This is a genomic window from Stenotrophomonas sp. A3_2 (genome assembly GCF_036624925.1).
In the GTDB taxonomy this organism is placed as follows: Bacteria; Pseudomonadota; Gammaproteobacteria; order Xanthomonadales; family Xanthomonadaceae; genus Stenotrophomonas; species Stenotrophomonas hibiscicola.
This window is the reverse complement of the sequence record NZ_JAZKVY010000098.1, coordinates 1-1,339: the sequence shown is the minus strand read 5'-3', so window position 1 is coordinate 1,339 and position 1,339 is coordinate 1. Positions and strand designations below refer to the sequence as shown.

Sequence of the window (1,339 nt, the reverse complement as noted above, 5' to 3'; positions counted from 1 at the left end):
TTGATTCGCTCTTGGTTGTAGTACTGGATGTATTCCACCAGCCCCGCCTCCAGACTCTCGATGCTGTCAAAGCTGTTCAGGTAAAAGAACTCCGACTTCAGCGTCCCAAAGAAGCTCTCCATCGCTGCATTGTCCAGGCAGTTGCCACGCCGGGACATGCTTTGTTTCAAAGAGTGCTTTTCCAGCATGTGCCGGTAGTTTTCATGCTGGTACTGCCAGCCCTGATCGGAGTGGATCATGGGGCGCTCATCCGGCGAAAGCTTCTTGATGGCCTCCTCCAGCATCTGACCTACCAGATCGAACACGGGCTGGCGCTTGATCTGATAAGCCACGATTTCGCCGTTGTAGAGGTCCATGATCGGCGACAGATACAGCTTCATGCCTTGTACCTTGAACTCGGTCACGTCGGTCACCCACTTCTGGTTGGGGCGCTCGGCGTGGAATTGGCGATTGAGGTCATTGCCAACCACAACATTGGCGGCCCCCTTGAAGGACCGGTAGCGCTTCACCCGTACCCGTGATTTCAGGCCCATTTCCCCCATCAGGCGCTGTACCCGCTTGTGATTGGTCCGATGACCCTGATTGGCCAATTCCAGCGTCACCGTGCGATAGCCATAGCGCCCTTGGCTTTGATCGTAGATTGCACGGATGCGCTCGCACAGGGCTGCCTCGTCCTGATCCGGATGGGCCAGGACATGGTTCTGGTAATAGAACGTACTGCGTGACAGCTCCGCCGCTTCGAGCAGAAGCGACAGCGTATGAACCTGCCTCAATCCTTGGATGGCTTGCGCTTTGCGTCTTGCGCCGCCTGCTCTTCCCGGATCAAGGCATCGAGTTTTTTTAGGTAGTCGGTCTCCGCACGCAGATAGGCGACTTCCTTGAGCAGCTCATCGCGGCTCATTTCCTCAGGTGGCTTGGACGAACGGGTCTTTTTCATCGGCTTTCGGGGCAGCGGCGGAGGCGGTGCCAACGCTTGGGCACCGCCTTGAGCATACAGGCGCCGCCATCGCCCCACCGCGCCGGCATCACCGATCTGGAAGTAGGTGGTGGCCTCCCGCCCGGACATACCGTCCTGGCTCATTTTTTCCAGGACAGCCAACTTGAACGGGAGGTCATAGAACCGGGCCTGGCGATGAAATCCGCGCCAACCATACAGCCGATAGGTCGCCACCCAGCGCCTGACCGTGGAGGCCTCCAGGCTGTGGCGACGAGCAACGGCTTTGACTGATGTGGAGGTCTTGCAGGCCTCTTTGGCAACCTGCAGTTTGAAACGAGCGTCATATCTGTTCATGTATCCCTCGGGGTTGGATCTGGCGTCCAACTCCCGGGGGTCACTTCA

Annotated in this window: 1 protein-coding gene; it reads right to left on the bottom strand. The window is 58.0% G+C overall.

Annotated elements, in window-relative coordinates:
• Positions 1-1,291 (bottom strand): IS3 family transposase gene (locus R5H29_RS02065; protein ID WP_332328656.1). Its coding sequence is split into 2 segments (ribosomal slippage), with 1,292 coding nucleotides annotated over them: positions 1-844 and positions 844-1,291; the frame shifts between segments, so codons are not numbered across the junction. This gene is flagged as partial in the annotation.
• Positions 1,292-1,339: the final 48 nt, after the last annotated feature.